The sequence below is a fragment of the Actinomadura sp. 6N118 genome (genome assembly GCF_044326415.1).
Taxonomy (GTDB): Bacteria; Actinomycetota; Actinomycetes; order Streptosporangiales; family Streptosporangiaceae; genus Spirillospora.
In genome coordinates this window covers 198686-216584 of the sequence record NZ_JBIRAZ010000014.1, presented here as the reverse complement: position 1 = coordinate 216584, position 17899 = coordinate 198686, and the positions used below count along the sequence as shown (strand labels likewise).

The following is a 17899-nucleotide window of genomic DNA, read 5'->3' as shown; positions in this document are numbered from 1 at the left end:
GACCGCGACGCCGCGGTCAGCGGGTGAATTCCAGAATGGAGCGCCCCGAGTCGGTGACGATGTTCTCCCGCAGCGAGAGCCCCGCGGCGGCCGCGAGCGTGCGGTACTGGTCGAGCGAACGTTCCTGCCCGCCGATGACGGCGAGCATCCGCAGGTCCATGGCGGTGGTCGCCGGCGAGGTCTCCTGTTCGGCGACGAGCTGCTCGATGACCAGCACCCGCCCCGCGGATCCCGCGGCCTCGGCGCAGCGGCGCAGGATCGTCTCCGCGGCCTCGTCGTCCCAGTCGTGGAGAACCCTCGACAGGACGTAGACGTCTCCGTAGGACGGCAGGGGAGTGAAGAAGCTTCCAGGGAAGAAGGTACACCGGTCGGAGAGTCCCGCCGCGGTGAGATCAGCCCGTCCCGCCTCGACGACGGACGGAAGGTCGACGAGTGTTCCCCGAAGGGCGGGGTGCTTGGTGAGCAGGGCGGCCAGGAGCGTGCCCGTTCCGCCTCCGACGTCCACGACGTGCCCCACGTCCGACCAGTCGTACGCCGTGGTGACCTCGTCCGCCACGAACGAGACCTGCACCGCCATCAGCGCGTCGAACGCCCGGCTGCGCTTGGGGTCGGCCTCCAGATCGTCCCAGAACGTCCGCCCGAACAGGTCCTCGTACACGGGCCGTCCGGTGCGGACGACCTGGAGCATTCCGGAGAGCGCCATGTCCGAACGGCCCAGCCCGCCGTCGATGTCCAGCCAAGGGGTCATGCCCCCGTCGCGCTGCCCGGTCAGCAGTAGGCGGGACAGATCGGTCAGCGCGTAGACGCCCGGCTCCGGTTGCGCGAACACGCCTTTGGCGGCGAGGTGCCGCAACATCCGTTCCAAGGCGGCCGGATCGGCCCCGCATCGTTCAGCGAGCTCGGCGGGGCGCCGCGCACCGGCTTCGATCAGATCTGCCAGCCGCAACGTCGCGGCGGCCCGGATGGCGTGCGGCGTCACCAGGTCGGAGAGCGCGCGCAGCCGGTTCACGGGCTCCGCGTTCGCCCCTCCACCCGGCATAGCGCCGGCTCGTGGAGCGCCCATCGTCATGTCCTTCCCGTCTGGATGGTGCCGAGGTGGGCGAGGACCTGGTCGGCGGCTTTGCGTGCCGCGTTCATGCACATGCCGATGCCGACTCCGTCGTAGGCGGAGCCGCAGAGGGCCAGGCCGGGGTGGTCGGCGATCTGGGCGCGGATCTGTTTGATCCGGTCGGTGTGCCCGACGGTGTACTGGGGCAGCGCGTCGTGCCATCGGGTCACCCGTGTGGCCACCGGGTCATCGGCCGCGCCGGTGGCCTCGGCCAGCTCACCCGCCGCCAGCGCCACGAGGTCGGCGTCGTCGCGTTGCAGCAGGTCGTCCTCACCGATCCCGCCTGCCTGGCACCGCACGATCTCCACGTCGCCGTCGGCCTGGTCGGCCATGTGCGACCACTTCACCGTCGAGAACGTGACCGACCTGACCGTTCGCCCGTCCACCACCGGCACCCGGTAACCGGCTAGCCCTTGCTCCGCCGGCCCGCCCGCGAACGCCTTCCGGGGGTAGGCGAGCGTGATCATCGTCACGCTCGCGTACGCGATGTCGGCCAGCCCGGCACAGACCGGCGCGGTCCCGGGAACCCCCGCCAGCAGCTTGCTTGCGGCGCCGGCGGGGACGGCGAGAATGACGGCGTCCGCGGCGATGTGCTCTCCGCCGGCGGCCGAATCCACCGTCACGCGCCAGCCGTGTTCGCCGCGCGCAAGGCCGGTCACCGGGGTCCCGGTCCGCACGGCGGCGTCCGGGGAGGCGTGCAGCACGGCCTCGGCCAGCGCACCGGGCAGCGAGCCCATCCCGCCGATCAGCGTGCCGAGCCCGCTGTGCAGCGCGGGAATGTCCGATCCCGGCTTCGGTACCAGTACCCCCGCCGCCTTGGCCAGCGACGCGAACTTGCGCGACGCCTTCGCGAGCGGCAGCAGCGTCGCCTCGAACGACAACTCGCTCGAACGGCCGGCACACATCTCGTTCAGGAACGGGTCGACCAAGCGGTCCACGACCTCCTGGCCGAACCGCGCGCCCACATATGCCCCTACCGAGACGTCCCCGTTGCGGTCAGTCGGCGGCAGCACGAGGTCCTGCCGTGCCCGGGCAACTCCCTCATCGGACAGCACGCCCGACTTGGCCAGCTCGTCCATGTCCGAGGGCACGCTCATGAAATGACCGTTGGGCAGCGGCCAAAGCCCACCCCGGGTCCACGTCGCCACGGCCGCGGTGTCCGCCGAGACGAGTCGGTCGCCCAGCCCCGCCTCGCCGATCATCCATTCGGTCTTGGGGCGCCACACCGCTTCCGCGCCCTCGTCCACCGCGACACCTGCGACCTCCGACACGGCCAGTTGCCCGCCGATCCTGGACGTTCCCTCAAAGACCGTCACCCGTACCGGCTCGTCTCGCAGCAGGAACGCCGCCACAAGGCCCGCGATACCGCCACCCACGATCACCACATGCGGCGCCCCGCTCCCAGGCCCCTGACCCGTGTCCGCCATTTCGCACCCTCCCTCGTCCCTGGTCCTCGTCCTTTGCCGAACTCGTCCGTTGTCGAAACCGTGTAACGGCACCCTGGCAGCAGCACCCATAACCCCGGTCGAGCACCAGTGGAATGGGCCTTGGCCGACGGTCCAGCTTTGTTATGGGTTGTTATGGGTTCAGCACCCAGGCGGAATTGTGTTGAGTGAAACCGAGGTGCGGATAGTAATCCGCCGCGGCAGGCGCCGACAGGAGCACGATCTTGGCCTGTGGCGCCTCTTTCTGCGTCGCGTCCATGAGGGCCCTTCCGATACCGGACCGCTGGTGCGCGCGGCTGACTGCGATATCGGAGAGGTATGTCACGTACGAGAAGTCGGAGATGCTCCGTGCGATGCCCACGAGTTCACCGTCGATACGGCAGGTGATGAACAGGTTGGCGTTTCGGACCATCGCCGCCATGCGTCCGGTGTCCGCGATCGGCCGGCGTTGCCCCAGTCCCGATGACCGGTAGACCTCCAGGACCTCGTCCAGGTCCAGGTCGGTGCCGTTCTCGCGCTTAACGTCCCATGTCACGGAGGGCTTCCAATCGCTTGAGGATCACGTCGTGGTGGACCAGGAAACGCTCCGGCGCCAGCGGTCCGGTCTCGATTCCCTGGGCTCTGAGCCTGGCGCCGAAATCCTCTCCGGAGGAGGTCGCGCCGTTGGCTGCGGCCTGGACCGCCCGGTAGGCCCGTTCCCGCTCGGTGCCGTCCTCCAGGAGATCGGCCAGCACCGCCGAGCTGTACGCCAGGCCGTTGGTCTGGTCGATTGCGCCCCGCATGCGTTCCGGGAACACCTCGAGAGCCGCCACCAGGTCTGCCGCCCTGGTGGACTGATAGTGCGCGACGATCATCGTGTCCGGCAGGACGACCCGTTCCACCGACGAGTGGGACAGGTCCCGCTCGTGCCAGAGCGCGACGTTCTCCAGCATCGTGCCCGCGTACCCGCGCAGCAGCCGGGCCAGCCCGACCAGGCGCTCGCTGGCCGTCGGGTTGCGCTTGTGCGGCATGGCGCTCGACCCCTGGTAGGCGGCCGTCCGGTGCTCCTCCACCTCGCGGGCCTCGGTACGCGACAGCAGCCGCACCTCGGTGGCGATCTGCTCGACGCAGGCGCCGAGCGTCGCGATCGCCTGCAGAAGCTGGGCATGCCGGTCGCGGGCCACGACCTGGCTCGGTGCGGGCTCCACGTCGAGTCCGAGTTCGGCGCACACGTACTTCTCGACGAAGGGATCGATCAGGGCGTAGGTCCCGACGGACCCGGAGATCGTGCCCACCGCGACCTCCGTGCGCGCGGCCTCCAGGCGCCGTAGGGAGCGGTCGACCGCGAAGGCGAACCCGGCGAGCTTGTGGCCGAACGTCGTGGGCTCCGCATGCATCCCGTGGGTACGCCCGATGCACGCCGTGTCCCAGTGCTCGACCGCCTTGTCCGCCAGCACGCCGCGAAGCCGTGCCACCGCGCGGAGCAGGACGTCGCAGGCACGGGCGAGGTGGTGTCCCAGTGCCGTGTCCACGAGGTCATAGCTCGTCATGCCCAGGTGCACCCACCGGGCGGAGTCATCGGGGATGTCCTCGCAGAAGGCCGCGAGGAAGGAAAGGACCTCGTGGTCGCGCTGGAGTTCGAGCTCGGCCACGCGCGCCGCGGACGGCGCCTTGGCGCGCTGGATGTCGGCCACCGCGCTCGGGGGAACCCGGCCGAGCAGCGCCTGTGCCTGAGACGCAAGGCATTCCACCATGGCCCAGGTGTCATAACGGGCTTGATCAGACCAGATCTCCGCCATCTCTGGCAGTGAATAGCGCGCAATCATTCTGTGATCCCTCCGCTGGCGTGACCCGGCAGCGGCAGGATATGAATCGCCGTAGTGCGATGTATAGCCGACTTTCGTCGTACGCCTTGCCTTCTCCGTCCTTGCCATCGTTCAAGTGCCGGTTCTCCACAGTTGAACGAGCGTCTGTCCGGCTGGAGGAGAAGTATTTATCCGAGGTTGCTCCGCCGGGCCTCGATTCTCGCGATCCGCTGCTTGCACGAGATTCGGGCGGTGCCATGTAGTGGTCTTGTGTCAGAGATCTGCCGCGACATTCGTGAAACAAAGATGTCGTTTCTGCAGGGCCATGTCACGGTCGCCGAGCACGTGCAGACCGTGCTCGACGCCATCCACGAAACGGACGCCGAACTCGGCGCGTTCGTCGCGGTCGCGGGCGCCGGTGCGCTGCTGGAGGCGGAGGCGGCCGACCGGCTCCTCGCCGACCTCGGCGAGGCGGCCTTCCAGGACCGGCCGCTGCTCGGGGTCACGGTGTCGGTCAAAGATCTCATCCAGACGCGGGACCTGCCCACCCGGAGAGGGTCGTTGCTGCCGAATCCGCGCACCGCCGCGGATGCCCCCGTCGTGGCCCGGCTCCGGGCGGCGGGGGCGATCGTGGTGGGGAAGACGGCCACGTCGGAGCACGGCTGGAGCGCGAGCACCGTGAGCAGGGTGGCCGGCCCCACCCGCAACCCTTGGGCGCGCGACAGGTCCGCCGGGGGCTCCAGCGGCGGGTCCGCGGCAGCGGTGTCGGCGGGACTGTGCACCGCGGCGGTCGGCACCGACGGGGCGGGATCGGTCCGTATCCCGGCGGCCTTCTGCGGCGTGGTCGGGTTCAAGCCGTCCTACGCCCGGATTCCCTACGTGCCGCCCTGCGCCGACCGGCTGGCGCACGTGGGGCCGCTGGCACGGAACGTGGCCGATGTCGCCGAGCTCATGCCGGTGCTGGACGGTCAGGACCACCGCGACCCGGATTCGGTGACCCCTCCGTCCGAGAGCGCCACGGCCCCCGGTCCGTCTGGGAGCGCCAGGGTCCCCGGCCCGTCTGGGGGCGCCAGGGCCCCCGGCTCACTGCGGATCGGCTGGATCGAGTTCCCTGGGACGTCCGGCGAGGTCCGCCGGGTCACCGAGGGGATCCTGCCCGTGCTGACCGGGTCGGGGCACCGCGTCGACCGCATCGAGGTCCCGTTTCCCGATCCGTACGCGTCTTTGGTGGACGTCCTCGCCGCTGCCGAGGCGAGCGGCACCGCGCCGGAAGACGAGCCGTGGTGCGACGAGGGCCGGGCCGCGATCGTCCGGTACGGGCGCTCCCTGAGCGGTGCGGCGGTGATGCGCGCCGAGGAGTCGCGGCTGGCCCTGCGAGCGCGGCTGGGCTCGGTGATGGGCGACTACGACCTGCTGGCCATGGCGACCGTCCCCATCGAGCCGTTCGCCGCCGAGACGATCGCCCCCTCCTGGGCCGCCGACCCGGACGACCTGCTGTGGCTGGCGTGGTCGCCCGCCACCTACCCGTTCAACATCACCGGCCAGCCGGCCCTGTCCCTGCCCGTCGGCGTGACGTCCCGTGGACTCCCGGTCGGGCTTCAGCTCGTGGGCCGGGTCGGCGACGACGACCTGGTGCTCGCGGCCGCCGGCCGCATCGAGGCTCGGCTCGACTTGACGATGGCGCCACCCGGCCCTGACACGGAAGGGAAAGAATCATGATTTCCAGGCCATGGTCCCTGCACGGCAACGAAGGGGCCGTCGGGCGCCCGTCGTTCGTGACCGAGTTCGGACTCTGGGACGACCGGCAGGCAGCCGCGGCCGAGCGGATCGAGGCGGAGCTGGACGAGGTCGATCTCGTCCGGGTGGCGTTCTGCGACCCCCACGGCCTGGCCCGGTCGAAGACGGTGCCCGCGAACATCTTCCGCACGGTGCTGCGCAACGGCATGGACTTCAGCGCCGGGCCGTTCCTCTTCGACACCGGCCATGCCGTCGCGGTCGACTTCCAGGCCGATCCCGGCCTAGGGGTCGGCGAACTGCTCGGCGCGGGCGATTTCATGCTCGTTCCGGACCCGCGCACGTTCCAGGTGCTGCCCGGGACCGAGCCGAGGACCGCCTGGGTGCTCGGAAACGAGTACCTGCGCGACGGCACGCCGCACCCGCTTGCCTCTCGCGACGTGCTGCGCCGCGTCTGCGCGCGGTACGCCAAGCACGACCTGGCTCCGGTCATCGGGTTGGAGATCGAGTGGTACCTCACCCGGCTCGCCGGCGGGCCGCCGGGCAACGCGGGAAACGGGTTCGGCCTGCAGGGGCCCGCTCCCGCAGTCGAGGCCGTGAACCCCGGTTACCAGTTCAACCTCGACGGCTACTACGACTCGGTGGCCGAGGTCGCGGACCCGTTGACTGCGACGCTCAGCGCGCTCGGCCTGCCGCTGCGCTCGATGGAGCACGAGTCGGGCCCCGGGCAACTGGAGACCACCTTCGGCCCGATGCTGGCCTTGGACGCGGCGGACGCAATGCTGCTGTTCCGCACGCAGGTCAAGCAGTTCTGCAGGCGCCGCGGTATGCACGCGTCCTTCATGTCGCTGCCGCGCCTGGACAGCTTCGATTCCAGCGGGTGGCACCTGCACCAGTCCGTGACGAGCACGAAGACGAACCGCAACGTGTTCGCGGCGGAAGGCAACGCGCAGGACGCGATGTCGCCCGAGGGAGAGGCCTACGTCGCGGGCCTGCTGTCACATGCGCGTGAACTGTGCCTGCTCCACGTTCCGACCGTGAACGGCTACCGGCGCCTGAGCCCGGAGTTCACGCTGTCCCCGACCTCGGTCAACTGGTGCTTCGAGGACCGCACCGCGTTGGTGCGGGTGCTCAGCGGCGGCAGCTCGACGCACGTCGAGAACCGGATCGGGGAACCGTGCGCGAACCCCTACCTGCTCATCGCTTCCCAGCTCCACGCGGGCCTGGAGGGACTGACCGCCGGAACGCCTGCCGGAACGCCCGCCGAGCGGCCCGCCTATCCGGAGCTGCCAGGGTCGCTGCGCGAGGCGCTGGACGCGTTCCGCAGGAGCGGCCCCGCCGCAGACCTGCTCGGAACGCCCCTCAAGACATGCCTGACGAAATTGAAGGAGAGCGAGGTGTCGCGCTTCGACACATGGCGCGCGGAGCAGGAGCCCGCCGCCGACGAAGTGACCGAATGGGAGCACCGCGAATATTTCGGTGTCTTCTGAGCGCACCGCAGTCCGCGCCACCCAGAAGAGAGGAGAACAGACATGCCGTGGGGGAAGGACACAGCCGCCGTGGCCAGCGAGGCGCGCGCGGATCGGATCGCGGAGCGGTCTCGCAATGAACAATGGAAGAAGCCGCCACGTCGTATCGAGACGTCAGAATGCATAACGTGCGACCTGTGCCTGCGTAACTGCCCTCCCGAGTTCGGGGCCATCTTCGATCGCGGGCTCGACGTCGTGATAATCCCAGAACTGTGCTCCGGTTGCCCGGTGTGCGTGATGGTCTGTCCCGTCGACTGCATTTACGTGGACGAGGAATGGACTCCCACCGAGGCGGGCCTCTGGGATCACGTCGGCCTGACAGCGGAGGGGGCTGCGTGATGACCTTGCCAACTACGCCTGACACGACGCTTTCCCGGAAGGCGGCGCTGGCGAAAGCGCGGCAGAGCCGCCGGCCGAGCAGGCTCGGCCGGCGGGCGGGAACGACGGCCGAGCCGGACTATCCGGTATCAGAGGAGGCCGGGTTCCCGGGACTGTTGAAACGGGTCTGGCAGGAGGCGACCGCCGCTCCAGACCTGCCTTCGGCCGTGGACACGCTGCTCACGCTCGCCGGGCATGTTCCGGCGGACATCCAACTGCGGGCGCTGCCCGCGCCGGAGGAGTGTGCTCTGAAGGTCCTCGTCGGCAGGTCATGGCGAACGACCGGCCGTGGCGCCGCTCCTGACCGCACCACCGGGGACAGCGCTCCGGCGGCGTTCCTCGGCGAGATCGGATTGAACACGAGCGGCCGTGTCGTCATCCGCGTTCCGTCGAGGCCGCCACTCGCCAGCGATGAGGACCTCGTGGGCGGCGTGCTGCGCGTTCCGTGGTCCGCCCTCGACCTCGCCGACTACCGGACCGAGCTCGCCGCCGCCGCCGAACGGCTCCGCGCCTCGGCCGCCGACTGCCGCGAGTGGCTGGCGGCGGCCGGTCCAGGCGGTCGCCAGGACATGCTGGAGGGCCTGAAGGAGGCGGCCCTCCGGACGGCGCCGTTCGTGCTGTACTCCGGCGACCGGCAGTACACCAACTTCCGAGATCGGAACACGCTGACAGGCAAGACGCTGTGGCCGGGCCACCCGGATTGCGCGCTGAGCAGCCTGACAACGGTGCCGCTTGAGCTGTGGTCGGACAGCGACGTCCTGATGGTCGTCTGCCTCACACTGTTGGTGCGGTCGGCGGGGTTCGCCCGGATCGAGGAGGCCAACGGCACCCAACTCACGACCGACCACCTGGCCTACCTTCTCGAACGGACGCGCCTGGCCTACAACGAGGTACCCGGCGGGCAGCAGGTGCCGCCTACGGCCTCGCCCCGGGTGGCGGAGCTCAGCGACCTCGCGGAGGTGGTCGCCCGGCGGCGGCGGGAGATCGCCCCGAAGGTCCAGCTCTATCGCGAGATCCACGGCCCGCTGATGCACAAGGTCGAGCGGATCGCGGCTGCCCCCGCCGACGATGCGATGCGGCAGGAGGCGGAGCTCTGCGCGCGGGTGCGCGACCGGCTCCTGATCTCGGGTGACCTCCCGATCTCCGGCGACACGCTCGCGGAGCTGGGCGCCGCCATTGAGGCGTCACCCGGATGGCTGGCCGAGCCGCACGGCGAGTTCCGGACGGGCCTGGAGTCCCTGGTGTACGAGACCGTGCGCGCGGCGACGGCGGCATTCGACGCCGACTTCGCGATGAGCCGGGGGATGCGGTCGCTCACCGCGCTGGTCGAGGCGTTGCGCGCGCAGGACTGGCCCAAGATCGCTACCTGGGACCTGCCGCACTTCTTCTGCTGCGTCGTGCCCGCGCCTCGCGCCCGGAGGTACTTCGACGATTCACGTACGCATCTGGCCGACACCGCGTGGTCCATCTCCGCGCGGATGCAGTACAACTCGTGGCACTTCCTGGTCGGCAATCTCCCGAAGGCCCCGGAGATCGTGGCCCGTGACTACTTCGTCCCGCCCTCGATCCCGGACGTCGCGTACTACTCCGATCAACACCATCACGGCCACGTCGCCGCCAGGGTGCGCTTCAGCATCCGCAGCCCGCAGGCGGTGGAGGTGCTGGGCCGCACGTTCGACGGGTTCGTGGACCTGCGGCTGCTGCGGTGCGAAGGGCTGCCGTTCGGAGAGCAGGACCTGCTGGCCGCACATCGTGTCTCGGGGCTCATCGCGAAGGCCACGAGCCTCGCCGCCGCGCTGGTCGCCGACGGCGTGGACATCGAGATCAAGGCTTTCGATTCCCAGTGGCACTGGGAAACCATCACCCGGTAGGAGATGGCTGCGGCGCGGACCGGCTGTGGACGACCTGGTAGGTGTTCCAGTCGAGCGCGGTGGTCAGCGAGTTCCGCTTGTCCTGGGACTTGCGGCGTGCGGCGGGCTGCTCGTCCTCGGACGTCGCGCGGAACGCGTCGTACGACTGCTTGCCGTCCCACTGCGAGTAGACAGCCACGAAGTCGTTGTCCCTGCCGATGGCCGTGAGGCCGCCGTCTCCGGGACCTCGGGAGCGGATCCCCCGCAGCACGCTCTGCGACCGGTAACCCGGCACGTCCACCAGCCAGTCGTGGGCCGCCCCGAGCGTGGTGATCAGGTCGGTCTGGCCGCTGGGCTCCGCCCCGATGATCTCCAGGACCGTGTAGTCGTCCCGGCCGGGGGAGATCTCGGTGACGTCGCCTTGTGACGGGTGGCGCTGGCTCAGCTCTACCTCGGTCTGCATCAGCCGGATGAACGTCGTGATCTCCTGGAAGACCGGCACCGTGCGGTGCTTGAACTCGTCACCCGCGTACCGTGACTCCAGGTTCTGCTTTCCGCGCCACTGAATGAAGTTCGCGGTGCCCAGCCTGTCCTGGCCCCGGTGCACGGTGCTGGAGATCCAGCCGGGGAACGCCGCGGTGTCGACGATCGCCCGCATCTCGCTGACCAGCCGGTCGACGCGTGCCGACGAGTCGGTCTTGAACAGATTGATGACCGTCAGGTACCCGTCCTCAGGATTGATGTACGGCATGGTGTCCCTCGCATCCTCTGGTTGCGGTGGCTACGGCCGGGCGGCCGCTGCGGCGGGCTTCGCGGCGGGCGTCGCTGTGGGCGTTGTGGCCCGCGGGCTCTCGTGCGGCTGGCCGAACCAGCGGGTGAGGGAGTCCGTCAGGCCGGCCGCCCCGGAGCCGCCGGGACCGATCCACGAGATGTAACCGTCCGGCCGGACCAGCACGGCCTCGACATCGGCGAGCACGCCCGCAGCAGGCGAGGCCGTGGTGATGACGTCGATCCGGTCGGTCCACGGCGAGGCGGCGGCGCGCACGTCGGCGCCCCCGTCCAGGTCGAGGAGGACGCCGCGCCCGGCGTTCAGGAGCTGGAAGGCGTTCACCGTGCCGGACGGCGCGAAGTCGCCTGCGAGCTCGACGCCGGGCAGCCGCCGCCCGAGCAGCGGGTGATCGCCCGGTCCGACGTCGTACCGGATGTCCAGGCCGGTGACCATGCCGACCAGCAGCCGCTGGACCTCCTCATATGCCAGCAGCTCGGACATGATCTCCCGCGTGGGATTCATCTCGTCGCCACCGAGATACAGGAGGCGCTGGGCCAGGGTGTTGGCGAGGATGCGGGCCGCTACCGGGTGCCGCTCGGCGTGGTAGGTGTCCAGCAGATCCGCAGGCGCGTGGCCGTTGATCTCGGCGCCGAGCTTCCACCCCAGGTTCATGGCGTCGCCGATGCCCGCGCTCATTCCCTGGGCGCCGATCGGCAGGTGGATGTGCGCGGCGTCGCCGAGCAGGAACACCCGTCCCTGCCGGTACTGAGCCGCCTGCCTGCTGGAGTCGGTGGTGTAGCTGGTCCACAGCGGCTGCGCACCGCTGATGTCCTCGCCGGTCAGCCGGTTCCACGCGGCGGTTATCTCGGCGAAGCTCGGGGGCCCGTCGCCCTGCCGCTGCATGCCGCGCTCGTACAGGATGACGCGCCTGGCCTCCGGGCCCAGCGGCAGCACCATGACCATCCCGCCGGGGACGCGCTCGCCGGCGAAACGCGGCCGCAGGGGGCACCCGGTCACGTCGGCGAACCAGAGCTCGACAGCCGGATCGGTGCCGGGGAAATCGACGCCGACGAGCTTGCGGACGGTGCTGCGAGCGCCGTCGCAGCCCGCCACGTAACGAGCACGCAGGCGTCTGCGGCCCTCCGGAGCCACGACGTCCAGCTCGACACCGTCGTCACCGGCGGTCAGCCCGACGACCTCGTGATCCCGATGGGTCACGGCACCCAGTTCGGCGGCCCACTCGGCCAACACACCCTCGGTACGCGACTGAGGTATCCCCCGGGCTCCGTAGGAGCCGCCCTCGATCACCTGATAGTCGAGGGGCAGCCCGCCGAAATGGCCGAAAGGAATGGTCTGCACATCACCGAAACAGGGGAGCAGCCCTCGCTGGTCGAACTCCTCGATGGCGCGTGCCGAGAAACCGAGGGCCCGCGACTGCTGCATCGGCTCGGCCAGCCGGTCGAGCACGAGGGTCTCAACTCCGGCCAGGCGCAGTTCCCCAGCGAGCATGAGACCGGTGGGGCCGGCCCCTACGACGATGACATCCGCATCAAAGACTTGCATGTTCCTTCCTAACTGTGCCGACCGGGCCTTCGGCGTGGGCCTTGGCGAGACGCAAGGTGGCCATGCTGTTTCCACTCAGGGCATTACGGATGAACTCCTGCGCGGTCTGCGCGTCCGCGTCGTCACCGAGCACCTCGGTGATGCGCTCGGTATTGATCCGCACCGTGTGCCGCGACGTCACCGACACCCCGCCGTCGCGCTCTTGGATGAGCCAGCGGCCAGTGTGCAGCAGGAGCAGAGCGGGGAGGACGGTCTGCTTGTAGACGATGCTGGTGTACGGCTGGCACACGCGCACGGATCGTGTGGTGTGCACGTGCCCGTCCTTGGTCTTGGTGTCCATCTCAAGGATCTGCAGCCCGGGTGTCTCCTCGTCCAGCGACACCTTGGCCACATGCGGGAGCCGCTGCGACCAGAGCTGAGCCTCGTTGAGGAAGTCGTAGACGTCCTTGGCGCCGCCGTCGACGGTCACCGTGTCGTCGAACGTGATGAGCTTGTCCGGCCCGGTCAGCTCCGCGCTCGTCTTGAGCGCGTGCAGTTCCGACATGCTGTTGCGGTCGACCGCCTGGCTGATCCAGTCGAGATCGGCGGGGTCGTCACTCGCGGCGAAGAAGTCGTGCAGCAGGCGCACCCGGCATTCCGACGCGGAAACCGGCTCCACCACCCATTCCCCGCCCATGCCGCCGACCGGATGCTGGGACCGCTCCTGGCGGAACGAGACGCTTCTGCGCTCGGGGTCGTGCCGGCGCCTGGAGGTCCAGGTCTTGGCGGTGCCGTTCGCGGTCGCCCAGAGCCGGATCAGTTCCGAGTTCCCGTCCCGTTCGACGCACTCGGCGTGCACGGTCGGGGGAAAGATCTCAGGCCACGTCGCGACATCCGCGATCAGCGCGTACACCCGGTCGGCGGGAGCCGCGACGTTGATCTCGTGTTCCGTTTCACGGACCGTGCTCTGTCGTGGTGCGCCGAACCAGCGCCGCAGCGCGTCGGCAAGGTCGCCTCCGTCCGGCGCGGACCAGGCGACGTATCCGTCGGCGCGGAGCAGCACCGACTCCGTTGCCGCACCGCCCTCTTCCGGTCCAGGGGGGAAGTTGCGCACCTGGACGAGATCGACGCGGTCGGACCAACCGGCGGCGGTCCGGCCCGTCTCGCCGGAGGCGTCGGCGGTGATCAGGACGCCTCGCGCCGGGTGCAGCAGCCGCGCGATACGGTCGCGCCCGCCGCCGGCGAGCTCCAGCTCGCGGTCGGCCATCCGCCCGCCCAGCAGTGGATGCCCTCCCTGCGCGCCCATGTCGTAACGGACGTCGAAGCCGCTCACCATGCCGATCAGATGACGGGCCGCCGCCGGGATCTCGATGATCTCCGCCATGATGGTCCGCAGCGGCTCGACCGACTCGTCGTTCAGGTTGAGCGTCCCTTGGGCGAGGGTGTTGAGCAGGACCCGCGCCCCCACCGGGTGACGCTCGGCGTGGTAGGTGTCGAGCAGACCCTCGGGGGCCCGGCCGGTGATCGTCGCGGCGAGCTTCCAGCCGAGGTTGAAGGCGTCCTGCGCACCGACGCTCAGGCCCTGCCCTCCCGCCGGGAGATGGATGTGCGCGGCGTCCCCGGCCAGCAGCACCCGGCCGCGGCGGTACTCGGTGACCTGCCGGGTGGCGTCGGTGAAGCTGCTCACCCAGCGCGCCTCGCCGTGGTGGATCGACTCGCCGGTCAGCCGCTGCCAGGCGTCCGCGAGGTCGGCGAACCTCACCTGGCGGCCGGTGAAGGTCACCTGGTCGCCGGGGTCCGGCCGCGACCCGTTCTCGCACACGATGATGCGGGTGTAGCCCTGCTCCAGCGGCGCCGCCATGACCATGCCGTTCGGCAGCAGCTGGCCGATCCGCCGCGGCTCGATGTCGCAGCCCTTGACGTCCGCCAGGTACATCTCGCGGGTCGCGGCGGACCCGACGAAGTCGAAGCCGGCGAGCCGCCGGACGGTGCTGCGCCCGCCGTCACAGCCCACCAGGTAGCGGGCGGAGCATTCCTCGGGCCCGTCCGGCCCCTCGACGATCGCGGTGACGCCGTCTCCGGTCTCCTTCAGGCCGGTGAGCGCGTAGCCGCGGCGCACGTGCGCCCCCAGCTCCAGCGCCCACTTCTCCAGCATCTCCTCGATCTTGTACTGGGGCGCGTTGCGCACGCCGAAGTGCGCGCCCTCCAGCACCCCGTAGTCGATCGGGACGCCGCCGAAGTGCCCGCGCCTGGTGATCTCGGGGTTCTCCAGCCGGTCGAGCAGGCCGCGCTGGTGGAACATCTCGGTCGCGCGCGCGGTGAAGCCGATGCCGCGCGACTGCCAGCCCCGCTCCGTCAGCCGCTCAAGGACGATGACCTCGGCGCCGCCGAGGCGGAGCTCGCCGGCGAGCGTCAACCCTGTCGGCCCGCCGCCGACAACGATTACGTCTGTATGCATTCTCAGTCCTCAGCTTGGAGTGGGCCTTGAGGGACCGGCCGCGGATGCGCCGGGCGCTGGACGGCCGCGGTGCGCCGGGCCCTAGACGGGCACCGCCTCGATGATCGAGACCGGGCACGTGGTGGGAACCGCCCTGGAGACCTTCAGGTTCGCCTTGGCGAACAGCTCCTCGTACTCCGGCAGCGTGCGTTCCTTCGCGCCCAGGAGCAGCAGGAGCCACAGATCGATGATGTTGCCGATGTGCCGTTCGTTGTCGCCGTCGAGCACGTACTCGATCAGGAGCAGCGTGCCGTCGGGGGCGATGGCGTCCCGGACGTTCTGCAGGATCGCCAGGCATTCGGGCTCCGGGAAGTCGTGCAGGACGTGCTTGAGCACGTAGGCGTCCGCGCCTTGCGGCAGCTTGTCGAAGCAGGTGCCGTTCTCGATCGTCACCCGCTCCGCGACACCGGCGGCTTCGAGCACCGGCGGCGCGTCCGCGGTCGCGAACTCGCGGTCGACGAGCACACCCCGGGAGTTCGGCGCCTGCGAGAGGATTCCCGCCAGCAGGCCGCCGCGCCCGCCGGCGACGTCCACGATCGTGCGGAACCGGGAGAAGTCGTACGCCGCCAGGACCGGGTCGGTCTCTGAGGCCGAGATGCTGCCCATCCCCTGGAAGAACACGGCGGCGTATTCGGGATGAGCGCCGAGGAAGTCGTACGCGCCCATGCCGCGGAGCTTCGGCAGATTGGCCTCGCCCGTGCGCACGGAGCTGAGCAGGTGTCCCCAGTCTTCCCAGAGCATGGGGTGACTCATCAGGACGGCCATGCCGCGCATCGAGTCCGGCGTGTCCTCCCGGAGCGCGTCGCCCATCGGCGTGAGCGCGAACCGGCCGTCCGGCTCGACGGCGAACACCGAGTAGCCGGACAGCGTGCGCAGCAGCCGGTACGTCGCCTCGGGGTCGGAGCCGACCCGCTCGGCCACCTCCTCCGCGGACAACGGTCCGTCGCCGAGGACGTCGGCGATGCCGAGCTTGGCCGCGACAGAAATCGCCTGAGTTATCACTGAACCCTGAATCAGGTCGAGCAGCGAATACGCGGCAGACTGGTCCCGCACGACGGGCAGTGCGGACATGTTGCCTCCTGAGTTCGTAGCATCTGGTGCCCGATATTAGATTCGTGGGTTTTCTGCCCACAACTTTTCTCTCGCTCCGTTCAACTGAAGAGTCGGCACAGTTGAACCGAGCCGGGGTCTATCCGCGCTCGACCGAAATTAATGCAACCCCTGCCAGTCTGCTCTGACAAAGTGACGCAAAGGAGTAGGCAGAATGGCTGACAATGGACGGCGAATCGCGCTGATCACTGGAGGGACCAGCGGAATCGGCCTGGCGGTCGCCCAGACTCTCGCGCAGCGCGGTCTCAAGGTCTTCATCTGCTCACGCACCCCCGAGTCGGTCCAGGAGACGGTGGACAAGCTGAGGTCGAACGGCTACGAGGTCGATGGCGTGGCCGCGGACGTCCGGCGTCCGGAGGACGTCAGGCGTCTCGTCGGCGCCGCCGTGGAGCGGTACGGGCAGGTCGACGTCCTGGTGAACAACGCCGGGCGCAGCGGCGGCGGCGTGACGGCCGACATCGCCGACGAGCTCTGGTACGACGTCATCGACACCAACCTCAACAGCGTTTTCCTGGTGACCCGTGAGGCCCTCAGGTCGGGCGGGCTGCTGGAACGCGGCTGGGGACGGATCATCAACATCGCGTCGACCGGCGGCAAACAGGGTGTGGTGCTCGGCGCCCCCTATTCCGCCTCCAAACACGGCGTCGTCGGATTCACCAAGGCGCTCGGCCTGGAACTCGCGAAGACCGGTGTCACGGTCAACGCGGTCTGCCCGGGCTATGTCGAAACGCCGATGGCGCAGCGGGTGAGGCAGGGCTATGCCGCGCATTTCGACACGACCGAGGAAACGATCCTGGAACGCTTCCAGGCGAAGATTCCACTTGGCCGCTATTCCACTCCCGAAGAAGTGGCCGGCCTCGTCGATTACCTGACCAGCGACGCGGCCGCCCCCGTGACGGCACAGGCGATCAACATATGCGGAGGGCTTGGAAACTACTGACGTTCCCATCCTTCGTTCTCCATCCTCGATCACCAGTGAAGGCGGTAGGCACACATGCACAGCACTCTGATAGTCGGGCGGATCCAACCGCAGGGGCAGGCGGAGGTCGCCGAGCTCTTCAGCGCGTTCGACCAGACGGACATGCCGCACCGGATGGGCACCAGGCGCCGCGAGCTCTTCTGCTACCGGGGTCTGTACTTCCATCTGCAGGACTTCGACGACGAAGATGGGGGCGAGCGCATCCTTCAAGCGCGGACCGACCCCCGCTTCATCCAGATCAGCAACGATCTGAAGGCCTATATCGAGGCGTACGACCCGGCGACCTGGCGCTCGCCCGCAGACGCCATGGCCACCCGCTTCTACCACTGGGAGCCGCTCGGCTGACGGACGGATCAGTCGGCTGACGGGCGGATCAGGTGGTGGCGAACTCGACCAGGACCCGGCCGAGGACGTCCATCTCCACCCGGTGCCACGAGCCGGGCAACTGCACACCCCGGCCGTTGGGCAACGCGGCGGCGGTCGCCTGCGCCGCCGCGCGCAGCCAATCGCCGGTCTTGTCGCTGTTGACGACCAGCGCAGGCGTCGGCAAGGCGGCCAGTCGCTGCGCCGGGACGGCGAAGTCGCCGCAGAGGGCCGTGTCGTAGAGGAGCGTGTGGGCGTTCGCCTCGTTCGTCGCCCACAGCGGAGTCCGCCGCCAGTCCGCGATCACCTCCGGGGCGAGCCCCATCAGCTCGGCGAGGAAGTACTCCGCGGCCTCGCCGCGCTTGTCGTCCGCCAGCAGGGCGCTGAGGTTGGCCATGAAGTCGGCCGGGGGCCGCGGATAACCCTCGACCCGGAAGTACGGTTCGTGCAGCGCGAGCTTGGTGATCGGAGCACCGGCCAGTGCCGCCTCTATCGCCAGATTCGCGCCGCAGGACCCGGCGAACACCACCGCCTGGCCCCCGGCCTCGCTGATGACCGCTTCCAGATCCTCGATCTCCCGCTCGACGCTGTAGGCGGGGGCGTCACCGCTCTCCCCGCGCCCCCGCCGGTCGTAGACATAGGTGGTGCAGTGCGGCGTCAGTTCCGGCACCAGCGCGTCGAAGATCGTGTGATCGCGGAAGGCTCCGTTGAGGAGCACGATCGGGGGGCCGTCGCCCGCCCTCTCAAAAGCGATCGTCGTGCCGTCCCGCGAAACGACCTTGTGCATCACGCTCTCCTCATGCCGACTCAT

General features: G+C 69.5%; 15 protein-coding genes. 6 read left to right on the top strand and 9 right to left on the bottom strand.

The window, feature by feature from the left end:
- Nucleotides 1-16: 16 nt before the first annotated feature.
- The 4 genes from ACH34W_RS33310 to purB all read right to left on the bottom strand — a co-directional run bounded on the left by ACH34W_RS33310 (nucleotide 17) and on the right by purB (nucleotide 4358).
- Nucleotides 17-1063: a methyltransferase gene (locus tag ACH34W_RS33310; protein WP_395965118.1), complete on the bottom strand. Its 1047-nt coding sequence runs from the start codon at nucleotides 1061-1063 to the stop codon at nucleotides 17-19.
- A 2-nt stretch (nucleotides 1064-1065) separates the two neighbouring features.
- A complete protein-coding gene (gene hemG, locus ACH34W_RS33305; protein ID WP_395965117.1) occupies nucleotides 1066-2535 on the bottom strand; it encodes a protoporphyrinogen oxidase in 1470 nt (489 codons plus the stop codon).
- A gap of 151 nt (nucleotides 2536-2686) precedes the next feature.
- Nucleotides 2687-3088, bottom strand: a complete 402-nt coding sequence (locus ACH34W_RS33300; protein WP_395965116.1) for a GNAT family N-acetyltransferase — start codon at nucleotides 3086-3088, stop codon at nucleotides 2687-2689.
- Nucleotides 3072-4358, bottom strand: a complete 1287-nt coding sequence (purB, locus tag ACH34W_RS33295) for an adenylosuccinate lyase (RefSeq protein WP_395965115.1) — start codon at nucleotides 4356-4358, stop codon at nucleotides 3072-3074. Before purB ends, ACH34W_RS33300 begins: the two co-directional genes overlap by 17 nt.
- Nucleotides 4359-4643: 285 nt before the next feature.
- Between purB and ACH34W_RS33290 the strand changes: the two genes are divergently transcribed.
- Genes ACH34W_RS33290 through ACH34W_RS33275 form a run of 4 tightly spaced genes read left to right on the top strand, consistent with a single transcriptional unit; the run spans nucleotide 4644 to nucleotide 9849 of the window.
- Nucleotides 4644-6056: an amidase gene (locus ACH34W_RS33290; protein WP_395965114.1), complete on the top strand. Its 1413-nt coding sequence runs from the start codon at nucleotides 4644-4646 to the stop codon at nucleotides 6054-6056.
- On the top strand, nucleotides 6053-7561 hold the full coding sequence (locus ACH34W_RS33285) for a glutamine synthetase family protein (RefSeq protein ID WP_395965113.1): 1509 nt from the start codon (nucleotides 6053-6055) through the stop codon (nucleotides 7559-7561). The genes ACH34W_RS33290 and ACH34W_RS33285 overlap by 4 nt, the downstream gene beginning before the upstream one ends.
- A gap of 42 nt (nucleotides 7562-7603) precedes the next feature.
- Nucleotides 7604-7939 carry a 4Fe-4S dicluster-binding protein gene (locus tag ACH34W_RS33280; RefSeq protein ID WP_395965112.1) on the top strand — a complete coding sequence of 112 codons (336 nt, stop codon included), beginning with the start codon at nucleotides 7604-7606 and terminating at the stop codon, nucleotides 7937-7939.
- The gene (locus ACH34W_RS33275; RefSeq protein WP_395965111.1) at nucleotides 7939-9849 is read left to right on the top strand and encodes a hypothetical protein; all 1911 of its coding nucleotides are present in this window, start codon (nucleotides 7939-7941) and stop codon (nucleotides 9847-9849) included. The genes ACH34W_RS33280 and ACH34W_RS33275 overlap by 1 nt, the downstream gene beginning before the upstream one ends.
- On the opposite strand, the gene ACH34W_RS33270 is transcribed toward ACH34W_RS33275, so the two are convergent.
- The 4 genes from ACH34W_RS33270 to ACH34W_RS33255 form a co-directional block, all read right to left on the bottom strand.
- Nucleotides 9839-10579: a hypothetical protein gene (locus ACH34W_RS33270; protein ID WP_395965110.1), complete on the bottom strand. Its 741-nt coding sequence runs from the start codon at nucleotides 10577-10579 to the stop codon at nucleotides 9839-9841. The two genes, ACH34W_RS33275 and ACH34W_RS33270, sit on opposite strands and share 11 nt — an antisense overlap.
- A 30-nt stretch (nucleotides 10580-10609) precedes the next feature.
- Nucleotides 10610-12160, bottom strand: coding sequence for an FAD-dependent monooxygenase (locus tag ACH34W_RS33265; protein ID WP_395965109.1), 1551 nt, complete (start codon nucleotides 12158-12160; stop codon nucleotides 10610-10612).
- Nucleotides 12147-14597, bottom strand: a complete 2451-nt coding sequence (locus ACH34W_RS33260) for an FAD-dependent monooxygenase (protein WP_395965108.1) — start codon at nucleotides 14595-14597, stop codon at nucleotides 12147-12149. Before ACH34W_RS33260 ends, ACH34W_RS33265 begins: the two co-directional genes overlap by 14 nt.
- Before the next feature lie 81 nt (nucleotides 14598-14678).
- Nucleotides 14679-15707: a methyltransferase gene (locus ACH34W_RS33255; RefSeq protein ID WP_395965107.1), complete on the bottom strand. Its 1029-nt coding sequence runs from the start codon at nucleotides 15705-15707 to the stop codon at nucleotides 14679-14681.
- A 193-nt stretch (nucleotides 15708-15900) separates the two neighbouring features.
- Here ACH34W_RS33255 and fabG point away from each other — a divergent pair, with 193 nt between their 5' ends.
- Together fabG and ACH34W_RS33245 are read left to right on the top strand one after the other, a co-directional pair.
- Entirely contained in the window at nucleotides 15901-16686 is a 786-nt protein-coding gene (fabG, locus tag ACH34W_RS33250; RefSeq protein WP_395965106.1) for a 3-oxoacyl-ACP reductase FabG, read from the top strand.
- Between the two features lie 54 nt (nucleotides 16687-16740).
- Nucleotides 16741-17070: a TcmI family type II polyketide cyclase gene (locus ACH34W_RS33245; protein ID WP_395965105.1), complete on the top strand. Its 330-nt coding sequence runs from the start codon at nucleotides 16741-16743 to the stop codon at nucleotides 17068-17070.
- 28 nt (nucleotides 17071-17098) lie between these two features.
- On the opposite strand, the gene ACH34W_RS33240 is transcribed toward ACH34W_RS33245, so the two are convergent.
- Complete coding sequence (locus tag ACH34W_RS33240; RefSeq protein WP_395965104.1) at nucleotides 17099-17875, bottom strand: alpha/beta fold hydrolase; 777 nt, start codon at nucleotides 17873-17875, stop codon at nucleotides 17099-17101.
- Between the last annotated feature and the right edge of the window lie 24 nt (nucleotides 17876-17899).